We start from the raw sequence: 21,930 nt of genomic DNA on the forward strand, positions 1-21,930 counted from the left end.
AGCCAGCCCGATGATTATGTCCAGAATAGCCCAGAACTTGCAAGCAGTGATCAGTACAATTGTTGCCTCCGAGCACGAAGCGGGCCGTCCGGCGCAGTCCGTGCGCTTGCTGGCCGTGTCGAAGACCTTCGGCGCGGAGGCGGTACTGGAAGCGGTGCAGGCCGGGCAGCGCGCGTTTGGCGAAAACTATGTGCAGGAGGGCGTGGACAAGATCCGCGCGCTGGCTGCGGCCACGCCCATGCCGGACCAGGCACTGGAGTGGCATTTCATCGGGCCTATACAAAGTAACAAGACGCGGCCCATCGCCGAGCATTTCGACTGGGTGCACACGGTGGAGCGCGAGAAGATCGCGCTGCGCCTGAGCGAACAGCGTCCGGCCGGACGGGCGCCGTTGAATATCTGTTTGCAAGTAAACATCAGCGGGGAAGCCAGCAAGAGCGGCGCGGCGCCGGACCAGGTGGCGGCGCTGGCGCAGGCGGTGGCCGGGCTGCCGAACCTGCGCCTGCGCGGGCTGATGGCCATTCCCGAACCGGAAGACGATCTCGACAAGCAGCGCGCGGCATTTCGCCGCGTGCGCGAACTGTATGACGCGCTGTGCGCGCAAGGCCTGGCGCTCGACACGCTGTCGATGGGCATGTCCGGCGACATGCGCGCGGCGGTGCTGGAAGGCGCCACCATCGTGCGGGTGGGCAGCGCCATATTCGGCGCGCGCAGCTACGCGGCGACTTCCGCGGCCACACCCGCGGTTACCCCTAAAGGACAAGTATGAAAATTGCATTCATCGGCGGCGGCAATATGGCCGCGGCACTGATCTCCGGCCTGGCCGGCAAGCTGACGGCGGGCGCCAACATCCACGTGGTGGACCCCAGCGCGGCGGCGCTGGAGAAGCTGCGCGCGCAGTTCGGCGTGAGCACGTCGGCCGCGCTGCCGGGCGCGCCCCACGCGCCGGACGCCGGCGTGGCGGGCGGCGACGGGGCCGCCGTTGCGGCCGCAGCAGGCTACCAGGCGGTGGCCAGTGCGGACGTGATCGTGCTGGCGGTGAAACCGCAAAGCATGCGCGAAGTGGCGCAGCAACTGCGCCCGCTGCTGCCATTGCCAGGCGGCGCGGCGGCGGCCGGCCCGCTGCTGGTGTCGATCGCGGCCGGCATCCGCGCGGCGGACCTGTCGCGCTGGCTGGGCGGCTACGGTGCCATCGTGCGCTGCATGCCGAACACGCCGGCGCTGATCGGCATGGGCGTCACCGGCATGGCCGCGTCGGCCGGCGTGAGCGCGCAGCAGCGCGCGGCGGCCGACGCCATCATGAAAGCCGTGGGCGGCACCGTGTGGCTGGACGACGAGGACAAGATCGACGCCGTGACGGCGGTGTCGGGCAGCGGCCCGGCCTATGTGTTCTACTTTATCGAGGCGATGCAGAAGGCGGCCGAGGAACTGGGCTTGAGCGCCCAGCAGGGCAAGGACCTGGCGCTGGCCACCTTCGCCGGCGCGGCGCAGTTGGCGGCGCAGTCGGACGAGCCGGTGTCGCTGCTGCGCGAGCGCGTGACGTCGAAAGGCGGCACCACCTACGCGGCGCTGAGCAGCATGGCGGACGACGGCGTGGCCGAGGCGATCGGCCGCGCCATGAAAGCGGCCGCCGCGCGCGGCCAGGAGCTGGGCCGCGAGTTCGGCGGCGCGGACTGAGGCTGGCGGCTTGCGCCGGGCAGGCCCGGCTGCGCCGCCCCGCGATCCTGGCCGATGGGGCGTAGCGGGGGCGGGAAGCGCGCAAGCCGCCGCGGCGCGGCATCAGCGTTGCATCAGCGCTGTTTGGCGCCGATCACCAGGCCGGCCAGCAGGCCGACCGCCGCGCCCATCGCCACCGCGCCCCATGGATGTTCATGGACGTAATTGTCGGTAGCCTTGGCCGCCAGCTTGCTGCGTGCCAGCATGCTGTCTTCCAGCCGCAGCAGGTCGGTTTTGGCGGTCTGCAGGGTTTCCTTGAAAGCGGCCTTGGCGTGTTCGATCTCGGCGCTGCCATCCTTGACGGCCGTGCTCAGCCATTGTTCGGCATCGGTGACGGCGTCGCGCAGGTGGCTCAGCAGGCGTTCGCGGTCGGCGCCCGCGTCGTTGCGCAAGGTGCTGCCGCTGGCTTGGTTGGTATTCTGGTCCATGGATAGCCTCTATGCAGTGGTGGATAAGGCAGGGACACGCCGCTTGCCACATGGCTTGCTTCAGCGTAGCGCGTAGTCCAGCGCAACGCCTGCAAAGACAGCCGCCCCCAGCCAGTTATTGTGCCGGAACGCGGCAAAGCAAGGCGCACGTTCGCGGCCGCGTATCAAGGTGTAGTGGTAGGCCGCGATGGCGCCCGCCGCCGCCAGCCCCAGGTGGAACGGCCAGCCCAGGCCGAACTGGCGTCCCGCCGCCAGCAGCATGCCCAGGTACACCGCGTAACACAGCATGACGATGGCCACGTCGTAGCTGCCAAAGGTGATGGCCGAGGTCTTGATGCCGATTTTCAGATCGTCGTCGCGGTCCACCATCGCGTACTCGGTGTCGTAGGCCACGGCCCAGAACACATTGGCCGCCAGCAGCCACCACGCCACGGCCGGCACCGCGCCCTGCACGGCGGCAAACGCCATCGGGATGCCGAAGCCGAAGGCGATGCCCAGGTAAGCCTGCGGGATGGCGAAAAAGCGCTTGAAATATGGATAAGTGCCGGCGATCACGACCGCCGCCACGCTCAGCTGCTTGGTCAGCGCGTTCAGCGGCAGGATCAGCAGGAAGGCCAGCACCGCCAGGGTGGCCGCCACGGCCAGCGCCTCCTTGCCGCTGATGCGCCCGCTGGTGATCGGGCGTTCGGCGGTGCGCTTCACGTGGCGGTCGAAATCCTGGTCGGCGTAATCGTTGACGGCGCAGCCGGCCGAACGCATCAGCAGGGTGCCCAGCGAGAAGATGAGCAGCAGGCGCCCGTCCGGCACGCCGCCGCTGGCCAGCCACAGCGCGGCCAGGGTGGGCCACAGCAGCAGCACGGTGCCGATGGGTTTGTCGAGGCGTACCAGGCGGAAGTAGAGCTGCAGCTTGTTCATCGCGTTCGGGAGCTAGGCAAAAACGCGATTATAGACCCTGCCAGGCGCTTAGGCGGAGGCCTCGTCCTGGCACAGCGGGGTGACGCCCGGCAGGTCGCATTCGGCCACGGCGCTGCAGATGGCGTCGATGGCGGCCTTGCGCGTAAAACTCTTGCGCCAGACGATGACCACGCGGCGCGACGGCGCCGGCTGCTCGAAGGGCCGGAACTGCAGCATGCCGTCCTTCACGCCCATGTCCGGCACCGAGGCGCGCGGCAGCACGGTCAGGCCGATGCCGCTGGCCACCATGTGGCGGATGGTCTCCAGCGAGGAACCCTCGAAGGTGCGCTGCATGCCGTTGCCGGGCGAGGAAAAGCGCGCCATTTCCGGGCACACCTCGAGCACCTGGTCGCGGAAGCAGTGGCCATTGCCCAGCAACAGCATGGTCTCCGTCTTCAAGTCCTCGGCCGGGATGCTGTTGCGCGCAGCCCACGGATGCTGGCGCGGCATCGCCACCACGAAGGGCTCGTCGTACAGGGTCTGCAGGGCCATGCCGTGGTCGGGCAGGGGCAGCGCCATGATGGCCGCGTCCAGTTCGCCCTGGCGCAGCATCTCCAGCAGCTTGACCGTGAAGTTTTCCTGAAGGATGAGCGGCATCTGCGGCACATTCTCTATCATGGCCTTCACCAGGGGCGGCAGCAGATAGGGGCCGATGGTGTAAATGACGCCCAGGCGCAACGGCCCGGCCAGCGGGTCCTTGTTTTGCTTGGCGAGTTCCTTGATGGCGGCGGTCTGTTCCAGCACGCGCTCGGCCTGGGCCACGATCTGCGCGCCCAGCGGGGTGACGGAAATTTCGGCGCCGCCGCGTTCAAACAGGACGACACCCAGCTCGTCTTCGAGCTTCTTGATGGCAACCGAGAGCGTAGGCTGGGCAACGTAACAGGCTTCGGCGGCGTGTCCGAAGTGTTTCGCTCGCGCAACAGCGACGATGTATTTCAATTCGGTCAGTGTCATAAATGTATTTGAACACAGGCAATGATTGGGCGCAATGCCGAAAGGGGCCAGCTGTCCAGCGCAACTAAATAGTATTGTAGCGTAAGGGCATGGCTATAATTGCCCGGACCGGCTGTGCCCAGGCAGCCGACCAACCTGGCGAGGCAAGCATGTCAACCACATTTGGCCACGAAGAAGCGCAGGCCTACATCCACAAGCTGCTCAAGGTGATGCACCAGACCGGCGGCTCGGACCTGTTCATTTCCGCCGATTTTCCGCCCAGTATCAAGTCGCAGGGCGCCATGAAACCGCTCAGCCAGCAGCGCCTGACCGGCGAAGTGACGCGCGCGCTGGCCATGGCCATCATGAACGACAAGCAGCGCAACGAGTTCGCCGCCGAGATGGAATGCAATTTCGCCATCTCGCTGCCGGACGTGTGCCGCTTCCGCGTCAACGTGCTGATGCAGCAGCAGAACGTGGCCATGGTGATCCGCACCATTGCCTCCGAGATCCCGAATTTCGCGAAGCTGGACCTGCCCGAGGTGCTCAAGGACGTCATCATGGCCAAGCGCGGGCTGGTGCTGGTGGTGGGAGGGACCGGCTCGGGCAAGTCGACCACGCTGGCGGCCATGATCGACTACCGCAACAGCAACTCGGCCGGGCACATCATCACGGTGGAAGACCCGGTCGAATATGTGCACAAGAACAAGGGCTGCCTGGTGACGCACCGCGAGGTGGGCGTGGACACGCATTCCTGGCACAACGCGCTGAAGAACACGCTGCGCCAGGCGCCGGATGTGATCCTGATCGGCGAGATCCGCGACACCGAGACCATGGAGCACGCCATCGCCTTCGCCGAGACCGGCCACCTGTGCCTGGGCACCCTGCACGCCAACAACGCCAACCAGACCATGGACCGCATCATCAACTTCTTCCCGGAAGAGCGGCGCAACCAGCTGCTGATGGACCTGTCGTCTAACCTGAAGGCCATCGTGTCGCAGCGCCTGGTGCGCACCGAGGACGGCAAGGGGCGCAAGGCCGCCATTGAAATCCTGCTGAACACGCCGACCATCGCCGAGATGATCTTCAAGGGCAATTTCCACTCCATCAAGGAAATCATGGCCAAATCGCGCGAGCTGGGCATGTGCACCTTCGACCAGGCGCTCTACGAGCTCTATAATAGGGGCTATATCTCCTACGAAGAGGCGCTGCGCAACGCCGACTCGGCCAATGGACTGCGGCTGCAGATCAAGCTGCGCGGCGACCGCAAGGAGCCGGGCGAAGGCGGCGGTGGTGCAGCCGGGCCGGTTGGCGAGCTGAGCATGCAAATCGACCAGGAAGAGGAAGACGCCGAGCCCGGCCACTAACCAACGGAACCTATGCCCCAATTCGAAGAAAAAATCTGCAGCCGCGCCGAACTGGCGGCGCGCGTGGCCGCCTTGCCCCAGCCGGTGGTGCTCACCAACGGCGTGTTCGACATCCTGCACCGCGGCCACGTGACCTACCTGGCGCAGGCGCGCGCGCTGGGCGCCGCGCTGGTGGTGGCGGCCAATACGGACGCGTCGGTGAAGCGGCTGGGCAAGGGCGACGACCGCCCGCTGAACGCTTGCGCGGACCGCATGGCGGTGCTGGCGGCGCTGGAATCGGTCAGCCTGGTGGTGCCGTTCGACGAGGACACGGCGCTGGAAGTGGTGCAGGAAGCGCGGCCCGGGATCTACGCCAAGGGCGGCGACTACGACATGACGGCCATCCCCGAGGGCAAGGCCGTGATCGCCTACGGCGGGCAGGCGGTGGCGATCGACTTCGAGCACGACCGCTCCACCACCAAGCTGCTGGCCAAGGTGCGCACCTTCGGCGGCTGAGTTATCTTTTCTTGAGGATGGTGATCTTGCCATCCGCTTCAAGGAAGACGCACTGCATTTCGTCGAGGCTGCAGTCCTGCTCGCGCAGGGCTTGCTGCATGTCGCCCTCGGCGACGCGGTTGCGCTTGACGACCTCCTGGAAGATCTTGCCGTCGCGCCCCAGCAGGACGGCGGTGCCGTCGACCAGTTCGGCCGCCTTGCGGCTGCGGGACGTGATGAAGGCGATCGCCATGTTCAGCGCGATAAGGGTGGCAGCGATCAGCAAGCCGGCGGGAATGGAATTATCGCCGCCGGACAGCGAGTTCGACACCGACTCGCTCAGCAGCATGACGACCAGCAGATCGAAGGGGGTAAACTGGCCCACGGTGCGCTTGCCCGCCACGCGCACCATGACCAGCAGCACGGCGTAGATGATCGCCCCCCGGGCGACCAGCTCCCACCACGGCAACTCCATCTCGAACATACCCCCTCCCTGCGGCGCCTATACGACCTTATACGACGAAGCGCAGCGCCACGCCAACACCGTAGAGCTGAGCAAGCTGAGCCGCATTTCCCCCACTTCGGGGTCAGACCCCGAAGTGGGGGGGGGATGCGGCTCAGGCCGCTTGTCGGATGTCGGGTGGAGTTATAGGGATTTTCCGAGCTGGCGCAGCAGGCGCGACAGGGTGCGCGGGGACATGTGCAGATATTGTGCGATGGCGCGAATGGAGTAGGCGGACGACAGGTAGGCGCGCAAGGCCGCTTCTTGCCAGCAGGCGAAGCGGGCAAAGTACTGGTCGATGGGCTCTGCCGGCACGGTGCTTGCGGCGGGCGGCGCACGTTTGGCCGCCTTGGCCGCGAGGCGCTGGGACGCGAGCGGATCGGGCAAGCCATGGCCCTGCATGACGAATTCGGCGTAAGCCTGGATGTGGCGTTCACGCGGGCCGGTCCCGAACTGGCTTAGCAACCAGTCTGTGTGCAACCAGTCTGGCCGGCGGGTCAAGCCAAGCAGGGCGCGGTGGCTGCTCCATTTCCAGGCCGACGCCACCGCGGCCAGCTGGGCCCGGACGGGATTCAGGACAAGGTAGCGTGCCACCTCCAGCAGGTATTCCTGGCGGTCGATGATCTCGGCGCTGTAGCGGCTTTGCGATACGTGGCCAAGATGCTGGTACTTCCGGTTGAAGTACTGGAAATACTTGCCGTTTAGATAGCGCATGCCGGCCGCGATGTTGCCGAGCGGGGTCTCCACCGCCAGGTGGAAGTGGTTCGGCATCTGGCAGTAGGCGTGGACGATGAACTGGAATCGCGCAGCGGTCTCTCCCAGCATGCCCAGCCAGACCCGATAGTCATTGCCATCGACGTAAATGGTGGTGCGGCGAACGCCGCGCGCCGTGACGTGATAGAGGGCGCCGCATGCCTGGGTGCGAAGTGGTCTGCTCATGCCGCAATATACCGCCGGGGCACCGCGGCATATTGATGCCCATCAACTTTTCACTGGCGAGCTGAGCCGCATTTGGCCTAAGTCGGGGTCTGACCCCGCTGTGCGGGGGATGCGGCTCAGGCTGCTAGCCTTGGGGTGTCAGGCGCCGCCGCTGTAGCCGTTTTGGCGCCAGGCTTCGAATACGACCACGGCGACCGTGTTGGAGAGGTTGAGGCTGCGGTTGTCGGGGCGCATGGGGAGACGGATGCGCTGGCTTTCGGGGAAGCTGTTGCGCAGCTCCGGGGCCAGGCCGCGCGTCTCGGAGCCGAACACGAAGTAGTCGCCGGGCTGGAAGCGGCATTGCGCGAACGGCGAGGAGCCGTGCGTGGTCATCGCGTACATGCGCGCCGCGTCGGGCTGCTCGCTGGCCAGGAAGGCGTCCCAGCTTTTGTGCACTTTCATGCTGGCATACTCGTGGTAGTCGAGCCCGGCACGCTTCATCTTGCTGTCTTCCAGCGGAAAGCCCAGCGGCTCGATCAGGTGCAGCCGGGCGCCGGTGTTGGCGCACAGCCGGATGACGTTGCCGGTGTTGGGCGGGATCTCGGGGTTGACTAGTACTACGTGGAACACTGCGTTTCTCCTGTTAACTATAATGCGGCGGCGTGCGCGCGAACACCAGGCAGGTGATGCGCGCGGCGCCGTGGCGCTTGAATGCGGCGGCCAGTTCGTCCAGCGTCTGGCCGCTGGTCATGACGTCGTCGACAATGCCGATGTGGCGCCCTTCGACCAGCGCCCGGTCCGCTACCGCGAAGGCGTGCGCGATGTTGGCGCGCCGCTCGGACGGCTGCACCAGGCTTTGCGCGGCCGTGTCGTGCACCCGGGCTGCCAGGCGCGGGTGCACGGCGATGTCGAGCCGCCGGCCCAGCGCGCGGGCGATTTCCAGCGCCTGGTTGAAGCCGCGCTCGGCCAGCCGCTGCGGCCCCAGCGGCACCGGGCAGAGCACGGCGGGCCGCTCGAATCCCGGCGCGGCCTGGACCGCGTCGGCCAGCGCGCGGCCGAACAGCGCGGCCAGCGCCAGCCGGCCGCCGAATTTGAGCTGCAGCACCAGCTGGTCTTGCGGCATGGCATAGTCGGCGGCGGCCAGCGTGGCGTCGAAGGCGGGCCGGTGCGCGAGGCAGCGGCCGCACACGGCGCCGCCCCGGCTGGCCGGCATCGGCGCGCCGGGCGCCTGCGCGTGCCACTGCCCCGCCAGCGGGTTGGCGCAGACCCCACAACGCGGACGCGCCGTGCCGAATATCTGCGCATGGCATTGCTGGCAAGTTTGCATGCCGGTCCAGGCTTCCCCGCCGCACAGCACGCAAGCGCCCGGCAGCAATGTGTGGCTGGCGCGCGCCAGCAGCGCGCGCAGCCGGCCACGGGACAGCAGCCCGGGCCGCAGGCGGGCCGGCGGGGCTGCGCCGGCGTCGATGGCGGCCGGCGCGGCAACCGCTGCGCCGGGCGCGGATTCAGGGCCAGGCATCGCACTTCCCCTTAACCATGTAAACTGCCGCCATTATCTCACCCATCCGACCGCGAGTCTGACCGATCATGCAAGTTCCCGCCAAGCCGCCGAAATTGAGCGCGCCCATCGACATCGAGCGCGTGCGCGCGCTGTTTTCCCGCCCCGAGCGCATCGCGCCGTCCGATTTCCTGCGCCGCGAGATTGCGTCGCGCATGCAGGACCGCCTGCAACTGGTGAAAATCGTGCCGCAGCGGGTGCTGGACGCGGGCTGCGGCGCCGGCGCCGATTTGCCGATGTTGCAAAAAATGTATGCCGCCGCCCAAATCCTGGGCGTGGACGCCGCCGAGCCGATGGCGCGCGCGGCCGCCGCCGCCAGTCCGGCGCCGAAAGGCGGACTGAACCAGCTGATCAGCAAGCTGCTGCCGTCCAAGACCGGGGTCGACCTGGTGTGCGGCGATTTTGCCGAGCTGCCGCTGGCGCTGCACAGCATGGACCTGGTCTGGTCCAACCTGGCGCTGCACTGGCATCCGCAGCCGGACCGCGTGTTCGCCGAGTGGCGCCGCGTGCTGCGGGTCGAGGGCTTGCTGATGTTTTCCTGCTTCGGCCCGGACACGTTCGCCGAGCTGCGCACCGCCTTTGCCGAGGTCGACCTGTTCCCGCACGCGCTGCCCTTCGTGGACATGCACGACTTTGGCGACCAGCTGGTGGAGGCCGGCTTTTCCACCCCGGTGCTGGACATGGAGAAGATCACCGTCACCTATGGCACGCCGCAGGCGCTGCTGGCCGACGTGCGCGCCTGGGGCGGCAATCCGCTGGCCACGCGCCGCCAGGGCCTGCTGGGCCGCGCCGGCCGGGACCGCCTGCTGGCCGCGCTGGAGCGCCAGCGCCGCCCGGACGGCAAGCTGGGCCTGACTTTCGAGGTGCTTTACGGACATGCTTTCCGCCCGGCACCACGCAGCACCAGCCAGGGCGAGTCGATTGTCCGCTTCGACCTGCCGCGCAAGCCCGGGAAATAGGCCGGCGCCAGGCGGCCCGCTGTGGAATAGCGTCCCGCATATGTGGCAAATAACGCCAAAGCACTGACGATTGGGCTTGCGTAACAGATAATTTCCTTGATGCCCCTAGGGGTGTTGACTATAATCCTTGACTAATTTTGCCATCATTTCGTCTTGTATAAGTATTACCAAAATACAGGGTGGGGGGACTTTAGGTGTTGTAGCGTACGGCGGCTATTCAGAACATCGGACGGCTGCCTTTAAAAATATTAATTATTTCTTGGGTGGTTGGGGAAAACATGAAACATGCAAAGCGATTTCAATCGTTGATGCTCGCGCTGTCGATGACAGCCGCCGCAGTCCCGTCCTGGGCGGCGGAGACGGCTGCAGCGGCTACTGAATACTCGAAGGCCACCGGCGGTACCGGCGGTCCCATGGTCAACCAGCTGAACCTGCAGGCGCCCGCCACCGCCATCGCTGCGGACATCTACAGCCTGCACAACCTGATGATGTACATCTGCCTGGCGATCTTCATCGCCGTGTTCGGCGTGATGTTCTATTCCATCCTCAAGCACCGCAAGTCGCTGGGCCACAAATCGGCCTCCTTCCACGAGTCCACCGCGGTCGAAATCGCCTGGACCATCGTGCCGTTCCTGATCGTCATCGGCATGGCGCTGCCCGCCACCAAGACCGTGGTGGCCATGAAGGACACCTCCAACGCCGACATCACCATCAAAGCCACCGGCATGCAGTGGAAATGGGGCTACGACTACCTGAAGGGCGAGGGCGAGGGCATCACCTTCATCTCCAACCTGTCCACGCCGCGCTCGCAAGTGGGCGCGCCGGGCGTGGCGCCGACCGAGAAGCGCGGCGACGCTTACCTGATGGAAGTCGACAACGAGGTGGTGGTGCCGGTCAATAAGAAGATCCGCATCGTCACCACCGCCAACGACGTGATCCACGCCTGGACCATTCCCGCCTTCGGCGTGAAGCAGGACGCCATCCCCGGCTTCGTGCGCGACACCTGGTTCAAGGCGCAGCACACCGGCGTCTACCGCGGCACTTGCGTGGAACTGTGCGGCAAGGACCACGCCTTCATGCCTATCGTGGTGCGCGTGGTCACCGCCGAGGAGTACACCGCCTGGGCCGACAAGAAGAAAAAGGAACTGGCCGCCCTGGCGGACGATCCGAACAAGACCTGGACCATCGATGAACTGAAGACCAAGGGCGAGAAAGTGTACTCGGCCAACTGCGCCGTGTGCCACCAGGCCAACGGCAAGGGCGTACCTGGCGCCTTCGCGCCGCTGGACGGCTCCGCCGTCGTCAACGGCGAGAAAGCGGCCCAGATCCACGTGCTGCTGAACGGCCAGAAGACCGGCAAGTTCCCGGCCGAGATGCCGGCCTGGAAGCAGCTGTCGGACACCGACATCGCCGCCGTCATCACGTATACGCGCAACAGCTGGTCGAACAAGCCGGCCGAAAACATCGTTCAACCGGCCGAAGTCCTGGCTGCACGCAAGTAATTAGGAGTTGCACATCATGAGCACGACTATCGATCACGCACACGATCATGCGCATGGCCACGACCATGGTCATGACTACGGACACGACCACGCACACGACCACCCCAGCGGCTACCAGCGCTGGCTGTTCGCCACCAACCACAAGGATATCGGCACGCTGTACCTGTGGTTCTCCTTCATCATGCTGCTGTCCGGCGGCGTGCTGGCGCTGATGATACGCACCGAGCTGTTCCAGCCCGGCCTGCAGTTCTTCCAGCCTGAGTTCTTCAACCAGCTCACCACCATGCACGGCCTGGTGATGGTGTTCGGCGCCATCATGCCGGCCTTCGTCGGCTTCGCCAACTGGATGATCCCGCTGCAGATCGGCGCATCCGACATGGCGTTCGCGCGCATGAACAACTTCTCGTTCTGGCTGCTGCCGCCTGCCGCGCTGCTGCTGGCCGGCTCGTTCTTCGTGCCGGGCGGCGCCACCGCCGCCGGCTGGACGCTGTACGCGCCGCTGTCGACCCAGATGGGCCCCGGCATGGACATGGGCATCTTCGCCATGCACATCATGGGCGCGTCCTCGATCATGGGCTCGATCAACATCATCGTCACCATCCTGAACATGCGCGCGCCCGGCATGACCCTGATGAAGATGCCGATGTTCTGCTGGACCTGGCTGATCACCGCCTACCTGCTGATCGCCGTGATGCCGGTTCTGGCGGGCGCCATCACCATGACCCTGACCGACCGCCACTTCGGCACCTCGTTCTTCAACGCCGCCGGCGGCGGCGACCCGGTCATGTACCAGCATATCTTCTGGTTCTTCGGCCACCCCGAGGTGTACATCATGATTCTGCCGGCTTTCGGCATCGTCTCGCAGATCATCCCGGCCTTTGCCCGCAAGACCCTGTTCGGCTACCACTCGATGGTGTACGCCACCGCGTCGATCGCGATCCTGTCCTTCATCGTCTGGGCGCACCACATGTTTACCACCGGCATGCCGGTGACTTCGCAGCTGTTCTTCATGTACGCCACCATGCTGATCGCGGTGCCGACCGGCGTGAAGGTGTTCAACTGGATCGCCACCATGTGGAAGGGTTCGATGACCTTTGAAACCCCGATGCTGTTTGCCGTGGGCTTCATCTTCGTGTTCACCATCGGCGGCTTCACCGGCCTGATCCTGGCCGTGACCCCGATCGACATCCAGCTGCAGGACACCTATTACGTGGTGGCGCACTTCCACTATGTGCTGGTGGCCGGCTCGCTGTTCGCGCTGTTCGCCGGCTTCTACTACTGGGGTCCGAAGTGGACCGGCCACATGTACAGCGAAGCGATGGGCAAGACCCACTTCTGGCTGTCGCTGATCACCTTCAACATCACGTTCTTCCCGATGCACTTCCTGGGCCTGGCCGGCATGCCGCGCCGCTACGCCGACTACGCGGCGCAGTTCACCGACTTCAACGCCATCGCTTCGATCGGCGCCTTCGGTTTCGGCCTGAGCCAGGTGTTCTTCCTGTTCTTCGTGGTGCTGCCGACCATCCGCGGCGGCAAGCCTGCCGGCGACAAGCCATGGGAAGGCGCAGAAGGCCTGGAGTGGACCGTGCCGTCGCCGGCGCCGTTCCACACCTTTGAAACCCCACCGCAAGTGAAATAATCATGGCCGCCCCTCAAGCCGACAAGAAGCAGGGCAACCTGAAGCTGGCGCTGATCCTGGGTTCGATCGCGCTGGTGTTCTTCGTGTCGGTGTTCGTCAAACGCGGCTGGCTAGGCTGACATGAGCGTCAAGGCCGAAAACCTGCGCATGCTGCGGAAGCTGATCATCATCGCGGTGATGATGTTCGGCTTCGGCTACCTGCTGATCCCGGTGTACAAGCATATCTGCGAGGTGCTCGGGATTAACATGATCACGCAGAAGGACGGCACCGTTTCGCTGGACCCGAAGAATACCCAGGTCGACAGCAGCCGGCTGGTGACGGTGGAGCTGGACAGCAATGCGCACGGCCCGTGGCGTTTCCGCGCCACCCAGCGCAGCATCCAGGTCCATCCGGGCGAACTGGCCACGGTGGTGTACGAAGTGGTCAACACGCAGCCGCGCACGGTGAACGCGCAAGCGATTCCGAGCTACGCGCCGAACAGCGCCACGGCCTATTTCAAGAAGGTGGAGTGCTTCTGTTTCCAGCAGCAGACCATGAAGGCGAACGAGGCGCGGCAGATGCCGGTGGTGTTCTTCATCGACCCGGCTTTGCCGAAGGACGTGAAGACCATCACGCTGTCGTACACGTTCTTCGAGATCGCGGGACTGGATAAGACTGCCTCAAACTAGGAGGCCAAGATGGAAGAAAAGAAGCAAACAGCTTCTTTCATGTATTCGATGAAAGCGGTGATATGGTCGTTCTTCGGCCTGCGCCGGAAAAAGGATTTTGACCAGGACGGGGCCAAGCTCAACCCCTTCCACGTCATCATCGCCGCCTTGATAGGCGTGGCGCTGTTCATTGGCTTGCTGATAACAATAGTGAAGTTCGTAGTTTCACAGTAATTTTAGGAGATGAAGATGAGTTCACATAACGCGGCACCGTACTACTTCGTGCCTGGTCCGTCCCGCTGGCCTATGCTCGCCGGCATTTCCCTGCTCATCACCATGATAGGCGCGTCGGCCTGGGTCAACGACGCCTCCTGGGGCTCCACCGTCAACATCATCGGCATCCTGGCCACGCTGACCGTGCTGTATTTCTGGTTCGGCGACGCCATCAAGGAATCGGAAGGCGGCTTGTACAGCAAGCGCATCGACCATTCCTACCGCTGGTCGATGGGCTGGTTCATCTTCTCGGAGGTGATGTTCTTCGGCGCCTTCTTCGGCGCACTGTTCTACGCCCGCGCCATTTCCCTGCCATGGCTGGGTGACCTGGACCATAAATTCATCTGGCCGGACTTCGCCGCGCAGTGGGGCAACACCCCGGCCGGCGTGGTGGAGAGCTTCACCGCCATGGGCCCGTTCCCTATCCCGACCATCAACACCGCGCTGCTGCTGCTGTCCGGCCTGACCCTGACCATCGCCCACCACGCGCTGATCGCGGGCAAGCGCGGCAAGACCGTCGGCTGGCTGGCCGCCACCGTGGCGCTGGGCGCCGTGTTCATGTGCTTCCAGGTGTACGAGTACATGCACGCCTACAGCGAACTGAATCTGAAGCTGACCTCGGGCATCTACGGTTCCACCTTCTACCTGCTGACCGGCTTCCACGGCTTCCACGTGACCATGGGCGCGATCATGCTGGCGGTGGTGATGGTGCGCGTGATGAAGGGCCACTTCACCCCGGAACACCACTTCGGCTTCGAAGGCGCCGCCTGGTACTGGCACTTTGTGGACGTGGTCTGGCTGGGCCTGTACATCGTGGTCTACTGGCTGTAACTGTCACAGTAAGCGCTATAATCTGCGGCGGACAAGGTTCGCCGCAATGAAAAAAGCCGTGCGCAGGTGAACCCGCGCACGGCTTTTTTCTTGGCGCCGGCAAGGCGCTAGCGTATGCCGGTCGGCTGGATGTAGCCCAGCTTGTGCGCCACCAGGATGAGCACGAACAGCGCGATCGAGAAGCCCACGCGCATGGCCAGCGAGCGCACCATGCGCTGGTCGTTCTTGCCCTTTTGGCGCATCATGTAATACAGGGCCGACCCCAGGCTGGCAAGGATCAGGATGAAGGCAATGGCAACGAGGATTTTCATGGAATTGGCAGTACCGCAGGTCGGGACGCAGGTCGGGAATAAGGCACCATTGTAATGGCCTTCCGCTTCAAATGGGTTCCCTTCGCCGCCACTGTGCTGCTGGTGGCGCTGGGCGTGTCGCTCGGCCGGTGGCAGGACCGCCGCGCCGCCGACAAGAGCGCCGCCGAGGCGCGCCTGCAGGCCGGGCAGGCCGGCGCGCCGCTGCTGCTGGGCGCGGCCGCCGTGCCGGCCGCCGAGGTGGCGCAGGTCGAGTTCCGCCGCGTGCGCGTCACCGGCCGCTTTGTCGCGGACTGGCCGCTGTACCTGGACAACCGCCCGTCGGCCAAGGGCGTCGGCTTTTATCTGCTGATGCCGTTCCGTATCGACGGCTCGGACCAGCACGTGCTGGTGGCGCGCGGCTGGCTGCCGCGCAATTCGGCGATGCGCGAGCAGCTGCCGCCCTACGGCACGCCGTCCGGCACCGTCACGCTGGAAGGCGTGGCACGGCTGCATGCCGGCCATGTGATGCAACTCGGCACGGCGCCGCCGCTCAAGCCGGGCGCCATCGTGCAAAATGCCGGCGTGGCCGAGGTGGCCGCCGCCAGCGGGCTGCGCATGCAGCCCTTCATCATCGAACAAACCGCCCCGGCCGGTGCGGAGGACAGCGGCCTGTCGCACGACTGGCCGGCGCCCGCTTCCGGCGTGGACAAACACCGCGGCTACGCCTTCCAGTGGTATGCACTGGCTGTCATGGCCGCTCTCTTTTTCGTTGCAACAGGATTCAGACGTGGAAAACAAAACTGAGGAAACCAAGCGCTCGCGTGGACGCTGGAAGCTGATGGCGGTGCTGGCCGTGTGCGCGGCGCCGCTGATTGCATCGTACATCACCTACTACATCATCAAGCCGGAAGGGCGCACCAACTACGGCGCGCTGATCGACCCGCGCCAGTACCCGATTCCCGCCATGGCCAGCGCCACGCTGGACGGCAAGCCCACCGGGCTCGATGCCTACAAGGGCAAGTGGATCATGCTGAAGGTGGGCGGTTCGGACTGCCAGCAGGCCTGCCAGGACCAGCTGTTCGCCATGCGCCAGCTGCGCACCATGCAGGGCAAGGAGATGGAGCGCATCGAACGCGTGTGGCTGATTACCGACGACCAGCCGCTGGAGACGGTGCTGCTGCGCGTGAACGACGGCACCCGCATGCTGCGCGCACCGGCCGGCACCGTGGCCAAGTGGCTGCCGGTGGAGCAGGGCGGCCAGGCCTCGGACCACATCTACCTGATCGACCCGCTGGGCAACCTGATGATGCGTTTCCCGAAAGACCCGGAACCGGGCAAGGTGAAGAAAGATATCGCCAAGCTGCTCAAGGCTTCGGCCATCGGTTGAGGGGGCGCAATGCATAGCACCACGCTGGCCCAGCTGGCCATCACCGGACTGCTGGTGGCGCTGCTGCCGCTGTCCATGGTCTGGGTGTCCTCGGATGAGAACAAGTACCGCAAGCTGGTCTGGATCAGCGTGTTCCTGACGTTCGACCTGATCGTGTTCGGCGCCTTTACCCGCCTGACCGATTCGGGCCTGGGCTGCCCGGACTGGCCGGGCTGCTACGGCCTGGCCAATCCTTTCCTGGCGCATGCCGAGATCGCCGCCGCCGAGGCCCTGCAGCCAAGCGGCCCGGTCACCGTGTTCAAGGCCTGGGTGGAAATGATCCACCGCTACCTGGCCATGGGCATCGGCGTGCTGATCGTGGCCATGATGGCGGTGGCGCTGCTGCAAACGCGCCGGGCGGGCAAGCTGGCCGCGCAGCCCGAACATCTCGCGGCGGCCGCCGCGGCGCGCTGGACCTACGCGCCCGGCCTGCCGGTGGCGCTGTTCTTCTTCGTCTGCCTGCAAGGCGCGTTCGGCGCCTGGACCGTCACGCTCAAGCTGCAGCCGGTGATCGTCACCATGCACCTGCTGCTGGGCATGGGCCTGCTGTCCATGCTGGTGTGGTTCGGCTGCCGCCAGGACACGGTGCACGCAGCCCTAGCGCCGGCGTCGGCAAGGCCGCCGGCGCCGGCAGCGGCGCGCCGCGTGCCGATCGCGCCGCTGCCGGTGCTGCGCACCGTGCGCTGGCTGGCGCTGGCCGCCGGCGCCGCGCTGCTGGTGCAGCTGGCCTTGGGCGGGTGGGTGAGCACGAACTACGCCACCCTGGCCTGCACCGAATTCCCGCTGTGCGCCGGCAAGGTGGTGCCCGAGATGGACTTCGAGCATGGCTTCCACCTGTGGCGCGAGCTGGGCAAGACCGCCGCCGGCCACTACCTGCCGTTTTCCGCGCTGACGGCGATTCACTGGGTTCACCGCAACTTCGCGCTGGTGGTGCTGCTGCTCGCTGGCTACGCGGCTTGGCGCGCATGGAATCTGGCCGCAATGACAAGGCTGGCGCGCGGCATCGCCGCCGTGCTGGCGCTGCAGACGGCCAGCGGCCTGGCCACGATCTACTTCAGTTTCCCGCTCGCCATCGCCGTGCTGCATAACGCCGGAGCGGCGCTGCTGGTGCTTTTGCTGACCATGTTAAACTATCGCGCTAAGCACCAACTCGACACGGCCCAGCAAGGCGCTGCGCCAGCCAGACACCGCCAATGACCACCCAGACCGCTCTACATAAACCGACCAACCGCATCGCCCAGTACTGGGCGCTGACCAAGCCGCGCGTGACGCAGCTGGCGGTGTTCTGCGCCGTCATCGGCATGTTCCTGGCCACCGACGAGCTGCCCAGCTGGCGCGTGGTGGTGGCCGCCACCATCGGCATCTGGCTGCTGGCCGGCGCCGCGTTCGCCGTCAACTGCCTGGCCGAGCGCGAGATCGACGCGCGCATGGCGCGCACCGCGCGCCGCCCGATGGCGCAGGGCGAAATCAGCGTAACGCAGACCGCCGTGTTCTCGGCCGTGATCGGCGGCCTGGGCATGTGGATCCTGTACACGCTGGTCAACCCGCTCACCATGTGGCTGACCTTTGTTACTTTTGTCGGCTACGCGGTCATCTACACCATGATTTTGAAGCCGGCCACGCCGCAGAACATCGTCATCGGCGGCCTGTCCGGCGCCATGCCGCCGGCGCTGGGCTGGGCCGCCGTGGCCAATGAAGTGCCGATGCAGGCCTGGCTGTTGGTGATGATCATCTTCATCTGGACCCCGCCGCATTTCTGGGCGCTGGCCATGTACCGCCGCGACGACTACGCCAAGTCCGGCCTGCCGATGCTGCCCGTCACCCACGGCATGACCTTCACCGGCTTCCACGTGTGGCTGTATTCGATCGCGCTGGCCGCCACCACCCTGCTGCCGTTCGCCGTGAAGATGAGCGGCCTGATCTACCTGGTCAGCGCCGTGGCGCTGAACGTGGTGTTCCTGTGGCACAGCTGGCGCGTGCACCGCCATTACACCGACCTGGTGGCGCGCAAGGCGTTTACCTGGTCCATCATCTATTTGTCCCTGCTGTTCGCCGCGCTGCTGGTGGACCATTACGTGAAGATCTGACATGACCAAATCATTAAAATCGCTGTTTGCCGTGCTGTGCATCGCGCTCGCCCTGGGCGGATGCCAGAAACAGGCCCCCGGCTCCGGCCTGGCCTTCAAGAACACCGACCTGACGGGCCTGAGCTACGCCCAGGGCTTCTCCCTGAACGACCACACCGGCAAGCCGGTGACGCTGGAGAGCTACAAGGGCAAGGCGGTGGTGATCTTCTTCGGCTACACCCAGTGCCCGGACGTGTGCCCGACCACCATGGCCGAAATGGCCGGCGTGATGAAGGAACTCGGCCCGCAGGCGGACCAGGTGCAGGTGCTGTTCATCACGCTGGACCCGGCGCGCGACACCAAGGAACTGCTGGCCCAGTACGCGCCCACCTTCGATCCGCGCTTCATCGGCCTGTACGGCACCCCCGAGCAGACCGCGCAGGTGGCCAAGGAATTCAAGGTCATCTACAACAAGGTGGAAGGCAAGACGCCGGACAGCTACACCATCGACCACACGGCCGGCAGCTATGTGTTCGACAAGAACGGCAAGATCCGCCTGTTCCTGCGCCACGGCCAGGGCCCGGCGCCGATCGCGCATGACCTGAAGTTGCTTCTTTCCTGATGCTGCTGCTTTCCTGATAAGCTAGCCCCCGATACAACAATTCGAGGGCTAGATGGAAAAGCGTTTTCAACCTTACAGCCGCCTGGCTGCGATCGTGTTCCTGGTGATCGGCTGCCTGGCGGTGCTGCGTCCCTTCCTGGCGGCGATCCTGTTTGCCGCCGCCATCACCATTTCCAGCTGGCCCCTGTTCCAGATGCTGCTGGTGCGCTGCCGCCAGCGCCGCACGCTGGCCGCCATCATCATGACCTTGTCGCTGATCCTGGTGATCATCCTGCCGCTGGCCCTGGTCACCTGGAACATCGCCGACAGCGCGCGCGAGGCCTACGATCACCTGCGCACCGCCATCGACGACGGCACCGTGGCGCCGCCGCCCTGGCTGCGCGACATCCCGATGGTGGGCGAGGCGGCCGACGCCTACGTGCGCAAGATTATCGGCAGCCGCGAGGAACTGGTGGCGCTGGCCAAGCGCTACATGGAACCGGCGCGCGCCTTCCTGCTGGGCAGCGGCGTGGTGCTGGGCAGCGGCGTGGCCCAGGTCAGCCTGGCCGCCTTCGTCAGCTTCTTCCTGTACCGCGACGGCATGGCCATCCTCGGCGCGCTGCGGGTGGGCATGGACAAGATCATGGGCGAGCACGCGGTGGAAGTGGCCGACACCGTCAGCCGCACCGTGCGCGGCGTGATGTACGGCCTGCTCGGCACCGCGCTGGCGCAGGCCGCCGTGGCCTGCATCGGCTTCCTGATCGCCGGCGTGCCGGCCGTGGCGCTGCTGTCGGTGGCCACCTTCCTGTTCTCGCTGGTACCGGTCGGCCCGCCGCTGATCTGGGGCGGCGCCGCGCTGTGGCTGTTCAACCAGGGCAGCACCGGCTGGGGCATATTCATGGTGGTGTGGGGCGTGCTGGTGATCAGCGGAGTGGATAACGTGGTCAAGCCGATGATCATCAGCCGCGGCTCGAGCCTGCCGTTCCTGCTGGTGCTGCTGGGCGTGATGGGCGGCGTGCTGGCGTTCGGCTTCGTCGGCCTGTTCATCGGCCCGACCTTGCTGGCGGTGGCGCTGGGCCTGCTGCGCAACTGGACCGGGAAGCCGGCCTGATGCAGGGCACGCTGCCCGCCCTGGGACGCAAGGATGCGCAAACGCTGCTGGCCGAAAGCGAGGCGCGCTACCGCGCGCTGATGGAAATGGTGCCCGATGCGGTGTGGATCCACAGCGGCGGCAGGATCGTGTTCGCCAACCAGGCCGCGCACAGCCTGTTCGGCGCCGGGCCGGCCGCCAGCCTGGCCGGGACCGCCGCCGACGAGCGCGTTCCCGCCGCGCTGCGCGCGCAGCTGGACCGGGGGCTGCACGGCGACCTGGCGCTGGCCTGGCAGCAGCCGCGCGTCACGGTCCCGCTGCTGCGGCTGGACGGCGCGCCGGTGGAAGTGGCGTACTTCGGCTGCCGCCTGTGGTTCGGCAACGCCGATGCGGTGATGAGCGTGGCGCGCCCGGCCGGCAAGGCCGGCGAGGCGGGCGGCGCCGGCAGCCTGCCCACGCATGACGCGCTGACCGGCTTGCCGGCCCGCGCGCTGTTCCTGGACAGCCTGGCGCACGCGATCCGGCGCGCCGGGCGCCGCAAGGAGCGCCTGGCCGTGCTGTTCCTGGACCTGGACAAATTCAAGCAGGTCAACGACACGCTGGGCCACGCCGCCGGCGACGAGCTGCTGCGCGCGGTGGCCGCCACCTTGCGCGGCAGCGTGCGCGACTTCGACAGCGTGGCGCGCCTGGGCGGCGACGAATTCGTGCTGCTGCTCGACAGCCCGCTGGCCGACGCCACGCCCGGCATGATCGCCGAGCGCATCGGCGAGCACCTGGCGCGGCCGGTCACCGTGGCCGGGCAGCAGCACGTCATCACCGCCAGCATGGGGCTGAGCCTGTACCCCGACGACGGCGGCTCGGCCGAGGACCTGCTGCGCCAGGCCGACATCGCCATGTACCGCGCCAAGGAGGCGGGCCGCAACGGCTTCCAGTTCTTTACGCAGGAAATGCAGCAGCGCGTGAACGCGCGCGTCAAGCTGGAGCAGGGCCTGATGCGGGCCTTGCAGCGCGACGAATTCGTGCTGCACTACCAGCCGCAGGTGGACCTGGCCAGCGGCAAGGTGATCGGCCTGGAAGCGCTGCTGCGCTGGCAGTCGCCCGAGCTGGGGCTGGTGCCGCCGATGCAGTTCATCCCGGTGGCCGAGGAAAGCAATCTGATCACCGCCATCGGCGGCTGGGTGCTGGACAAGGTGTGCGCCACGCTGCGCGGCTGGATCGACAGCGGCGTGCCGGTGGTGCCGGTGGCGGTCAACGTGGCCGCCGCCCAGTTCGCACAGCAGGACATGGAAGCCATGGTGCGCGGCGTGCTGGCGCGCTACAGCCTGGAGCCGGGCCTGATCGAACTGGAACTGACCGAGAGCATGTCGATGGTGGACCCGGAAGCGTCGATCGCGCTGATGCACCGCCTGAAGGCGATCGGCATCACGATGTCGATCGACGACTTCGGCACCGGCTATTCCAACCTGAGCTACCTGAAGCGCTTCCCGGTCGATAAGCTGAAGATCGACCAGTCCTTCACGCGCGGCGCGGCCAGCGATCCGGAGGACCGCTCCATCGTCACGGCGGTGATCAGGCTGGCGCACAGCCTGGGCTTGCGCGCCATTGCGGAAGGGGTGGAGACGGAACGCCAGCTGCAGCTGCTGGCGCGCCAGGGATGCGACGAATTCCAGGGCTATTACTTCAGCCGCCCGCTGCCCGAAGCGGGCATCGTGGCCATGCTGCGCAGCGGCGCAGCGCTGGCCGTGGACTGACGGC

Annotated in this window: 26 protein-coding genes; 18 read left to right on the forward strand and 8 right to left on the reverse strand. The window is 66.0% G+C overall.

Features of this window, described 5'->3' with window-relative positions:
* Positions 1–16 precede the first annotated feature (16 nt).
* Together ASD15_RS03105 and proC are read left to right on the forward strand one after the other, a co-directional pair.
* Positions 17–769: a YggS family pyridoxal phosphate-dependent enzyme gene (locus tag ASD15_RS03105; RefSeq protein WP_057153682.1), complete on the forward strand. Its 753-nt coding sequence runs from the start codon at positions 17–19 to the stop codon at positions 767–769.
* Positions 766–1,677, forward strand: coding sequence for a pyrroline-5-carboxylate reductase (gene proC / locus ASD15_RS03110; RefSeq protein ID WP_057153253.1), 912 nt, complete (start codon positions 766–768; stop codon positions 1,675–1,677). Before ASD15_RS03105 ends, proC begins: the two co-directional genes overlap by 4 nt.
* A gap of 113 nt (positions 1,678–1,790) precedes the next feature.
* Here proC and ASD15_RS03115 read toward each other — a convergent pair whose 3' ends face one another.
* From ASD15_RS03115 to ASD15_RS03125, 3 genes are read right to left on the reverse strand one after another with little or no spacing between them, the layout of a single operon-like run.
* A complete protein-coding gene (locus ASD15_RS03115; RefSeq protein ID WP_057153254.1) occupies positions 1,791–2,144 on the reverse strand; it encodes a YqjD family protein in 354 nt (117 codons plus the stop codon).
* 60 nt (positions 2,145–2,204) lie between these two features.
* Complete coding sequence (ubiA, locus tag ASD15_RS03120) at positions 2,205–3,059, reverse strand: 4-hydroxybenzoate octaprenyltransferase (RefSeq protein ID WP_057153255.1); 855 nt, start codon at positions 3,057–3,059, stop codon at positions 2,205–2,207.
* Positions 3,060–3,107: 48 nt separating this feature from the next.
* Positions 3,108–4,052 (reverse strand): hydrogen peroxide-inducible genes activator, encoded by a 945-nt coding sequence (locus ASD15_RS03125; RefSeq protein ID WP_057153256.1) that lies wholly within the window; start codon positions 4,050–4,052, stop codon positions 3,108–3,110.
* A 149-nt stretch (positions 4,053–4,201) separates the two neighbouring features.
* Here ASD15_RS03125 and ASD15_RS03130 point away from each other — a divergent pair, with 149 nt between their 5' ends.
* Both ASD15_RS03130 and ASD15_RS03135 read left to right on the forward strand, forming a co-directional pair.
* Positions 4,202–5,398, forward strand: a complete 1,197-nt coding sequence (locus tag ASD15_RS03130; protein WP_057153257.1) for a PilT/PilU family type 4a pilus ATPase — start codon at positions 4,202–4,204, stop codon at positions 5,396–5,398.
* A 12-nt stretch (positions 5,399–5,410) separates the two neighbouring features.
* Complete coding sequence (locus tag ASD15_RS03135; RefSeq protein ID WP_057153258.1) at positions 5,411–5,893, forward strand: adenylyltransferase/cytidyltransferase family protein; 483 nt, start codon at positions 5,411–5,413, stop codon at positions 5,891–5,893.
* Between the two features lies 1 nt (position 5,894).
* Here the strand turns inward: ASD15_RS03135 and ASD15_RS03140 are convergent, their stop codons facing one another.
* From ASD15_RS03140 to ASD15_RS03155, 4 genes are all read right to left on the reverse strand, one after another.
* Complete coding sequence (locus ASD15_RS03140) at positions 5,895–6,356, reverse strand: DUF421 domain-containing protein (protein WP_057153259.1); 462 nt, start codon at positions 6,354–6,356, stop codon at positions 5,895–5,897.
* 162 nt (positions 6,357–6,518) lie between these two features.
* A complete protein-coding gene (locus ASD15_RS03145) occupies positions 6,519–7,313 on the reverse strand; it encodes a transposase (RefSeq protein WP_057153260.1) in 795 nt (264 codons plus the stop codon).
* A 138-nt stretch (positions 7,314–7,451) separates the two neighbouring features.
* Entirely contained in the window at positions 7,452–7,922 is a 471-nt protein-coding gene (gene trmL, locus ASD15_RS03150) for a tRNA (uridine(34)/cytosine(34)/5-carboxymethylaminomethyluridine(34)-2'-O)-methyltransferase TrmL (RefSeq protein WP_057153261.1), read from the reverse strand.
* Positions 7,923–7,935: 13 nt separating this feature from the next.
* Positions 7,936–8,811 carry a ComF family protein gene (locus ASD15_RS03155; protein ID WP_082551510.1) on the reverse strand — a complete coding sequence of 292 codons (876 nt, stop codon included), beginning with the start codon at positions 8,809–8,811 and terminating at the stop codon, positions 7,936–7,938.
* 68 nt (positions 8,812–8,879) lie between these two features.
* Between ASD15_RS03155 and ASD15_RS03160 the strand changes: the two genes are divergently transcribed.
* The 7 genes from ASD15_RS03160 to ASD15_RS03185 all read left to right on the forward strand — a co-directional run bounded on the left by ASD15_RS03160 (position 8,880) and on the right by ASD15_RS03185 (position 14,702).
* Positions 8,880–9,809 (forward strand): methyltransferase domain-containing protein, encoded by a 930-nt coding sequence (locus ASD15_RS03160; RefSeq protein ID WP_057153262.1) that lies wholly within the window; start codon positions 8,880–8,882, stop codon positions 9,807–9,809.
* Positions 9,810–10,087: 278 nt separating this feature from the next.
* Positions 10,088–11,311 (forward strand): cytochrome c oxidase subunit II, encoded by a 1,224-nt coding sequence (coxB, locus tag ASD15_RS03165; protein WP_057153263.1) that lies wholly within the window; start codon positions 10,088–10,090, stop codon positions 11,309–11,311.
* A 16-nt stretch (positions 11,312–11,327) separates the two neighbouring features.
* The gene (gene ctaD / locus ASD15_RS03170) at positions 11,328–12,950 is read left to right on the forward strand and encodes a cytochrome c oxidase subunit I (protein ID WP_057153264.1); all 1,623 of its coding nucleotides are present in this window, start codon (positions 11,328–11,330) and stop codon (positions 12,948–12,950) included.
* A gap of 2 nt (positions 12,951–12,952) precedes the next feature.
* Complete coding sequence (locus ASD15_RS33050) at positions 12,953–13,069, forward strand: cytochrome oxidase small assembly protein (protein WP_229418041.1); 117 nt, start codon at positions 12,953–12,955, stop codon at positions 13,067–13,069.
* 1 nt (position 13,070) lies between these two features.
* The gene (locus ASD15_RS03175) at positions 13,071–13,619 is read left to right on the forward strand and encodes a cytochrome c oxidase assembly protein (protein WP_057153265.1); all 549 of its coding nucleotides are present in this window, start codon (positions 13,071–13,073) and stop codon (positions 13,617–13,619) included.
* Positions 13,620–13,628: 9 nt separating this feature from the next.
* Entirely contained in the window at positions 13,629–13,832 is a 204-nt protein-coding gene (locus ASD15_RS03180; RefSeq protein ID WP_057153266.1) for a DUF2970 domain-containing protein, read from the forward strand.
* Between the two features lie 9 nt (positions 13,833–13,841).
* The gene (locus ASD15_RS03185) at positions 13,842–14,702 is read left to right on the forward strand and encodes a cytochrome c oxidase subunit 3 (RefSeq protein ID WP_373888153.1); all 861 of its coding nucleotides are present in this window, start codon (positions 13,842–13,844) and stop codon (positions 14,700–14,702) included.
* Between the two features lie 107 nt (positions 14,703–14,809).
* On the opposite strand, the gene ASD15_RS03190 is transcribed toward ASD15_RS03185, so the two are convergent.
* Positions 14,810–15,013: a twin transmembrane helix small protein gene (locus ASD15_RS03190; RefSeq protein ID WP_057153268.1), complete on the reverse strand. Its 204-nt coding sequence runs from the start codon at positions 15,011–15,013 to the stop codon at positions 14,810–14,812.
* Between the two features lie 48 nt (positions 15,014–15,061).
* Between ASD15_RS03190 and ASD15_RS03195 the strand changes: the two genes are divergently transcribed.
* From ASD15_RS03195 to ASD15_RS03225, 7 genes are read left to right on the forward strand one after another with little or no spacing between them, the layout of a single operon-like run.
* Complete coding sequence (locus tag ASD15_RS03195) at positions 15,062–15,796, forward strand: SURF1 family protein (protein ID WP_057153269.1); 735 nt, start codon at positions 15,062–15,064, stop codon at positions 15,794–15,796.
* 34 nt (positions 15,797–15,830) lie between these two features.
* Complete coding sequence (locus ASD15_RS03200; RefSeq protein ID WP_157200815.1) at positions 15,831–16,379, forward strand: cytochrome C oxidase subunit I; 549 nt, start codon at positions 15,831–15,833, stop codon at positions 16,377–16,379.
* A 9-nt stretch (positions 16,380–16,388) separates the two neighbouring features.
* Positions 16,389–17,615, forward strand: coding sequence for a heme A synthase (locus ASD15_RS03205; protein ID WP_057153271.1), 1,227 nt, complete (start codon positions 16,389–16,391; stop codon positions 17,613–17,615).
* Positions 17,612–18,505, forward strand: coding sequence for a heme o synthase (cyoE, locus tag ASD15_RS03210; RefSeq protein ID WP_057153272.1), 894 nt, complete (start codon positions 17,612–17,614; stop codon positions 18,503–18,505). The genes ASD15_RS03205 and cyoE overlap by 4 nt, the downstream gene beginning before the upstream one ends.
* Position 18,506: 1 nt before the next feature.
* Positions 18,507–19,106: an SCO family protein gene (locus ASD15_RS03215; RefSeq protein ID WP_057153273.1), complete on the forward strand. Its 600-nt coding sequence runs from the start codon at positions 18,507–18,509 to the stop codon at positions 19,104–19,106.
* A gap of 52 nt (positions 19,107–19,158) precedes the next feature.
* Positions 19,159–20,196: an AI-2E family transporter gene (locus tag ASD15_RS03220; RefSeq protein WP_057153274.1), complete on the forward strand. Its 1,038-nt coding sequence runs from the start codon at positions 19,159–19,161 to the stop codon at positions 20,194–20,196.
* Complete coding sequence (locus ASD15_RS03225) at positions 20,196–21,926, forward strand: bifunctional diguanylate cyclase/phosphodiesterase (RefSeq protein ID WP_057153275.1); 1,731 nt, start codon at positions 20,196–20,198, stop codon at positions 21,924–21,926. Before ASD15_RS03220 ends, ASD15_RS03225 begins: the two co-directional genes overlap by 1 nt.
* Positions 21,927–21,930 lie beyond the last annotated feature (4 nt).

The sequence above is a fragment of the Massilia sp. Root351 genome, from assembly GCF_001425045.1.
GTDB lineage: Bacteria > Pseudomonadota > Gammaproteobacteria > Burkholderiales > Burkholderiaceae_D > Rugamonas.